This is a genomic window from Psychrobacter sp. 1Y4, from assembly GCF_051847555.1.
Genome location: NZ_JBPYDE010000961.1, coordinates 1 through 559 on the forward strand (window position 1 = coordinate 1; position 559 = coordinate 559).

Here is a 559-nt window from a genome sequence, read left to right on the forward strand (position 1 = left end):
GCTTATGATTTGCTCGTCCTCGATATCATGATGCCAAAAATAGATGGGCTAAGTGTGCTGCGGCAACTGCCAAATATCAGTGATATCCCCGTGATCATGCTGACGGCAAAGGGTGAGGAGATCGATCGCATTATTGGTTTGGAGCTGGGCGCTGACGATTATATCACCAAGCCCTGTAACCCCCGCGAGCTATTGGCACGTATCAATGCTGTGATTAAACGTACCAACACGACCACGTCTGAGCATACGCCGCTACCAGAGAGTCGCTTGCATCTTGATCAAAACCAGCGTGTTTGTGAAATAGATGGTGTGGCGCTACAAGTGACGGGAACAGAGTTTGACTTACTCGTGGCGCTGCTCAAGCAAAAAGGGGAGGTGGTTAGCAAAGCATGGCTGTCAGAGAATGTCTTGCAGCGTGAGTTGCAGCCTTTTGATCGTAGCCTTGATGTGCATGTGTCTCGCCTGCGCAAAAAACTTCAGCCTTTTCATGACGAACCAATAAAAGCGGTACGCGGTAAAGGCTATCAACTGGTGCTCTAATGATAAAAACTTCCAGTAG

Annotated in this window: 1 protein-coding gene; it reads left to right on the plus strand. The window is 48.7% G+C overall.

The window, feature by feature from the left end; translation table 11 throughout:
* On the plus strand, positions 1-540 hold a 540-nt coding region (locus ACS8FC_RS19845), incomplete at its 5' end, for a response regulator transcription factor (RefSeq protein ID WP_439298048.1).
* Between the last annotated feature and the right edge of the window lie 19 nt (positions 541-559).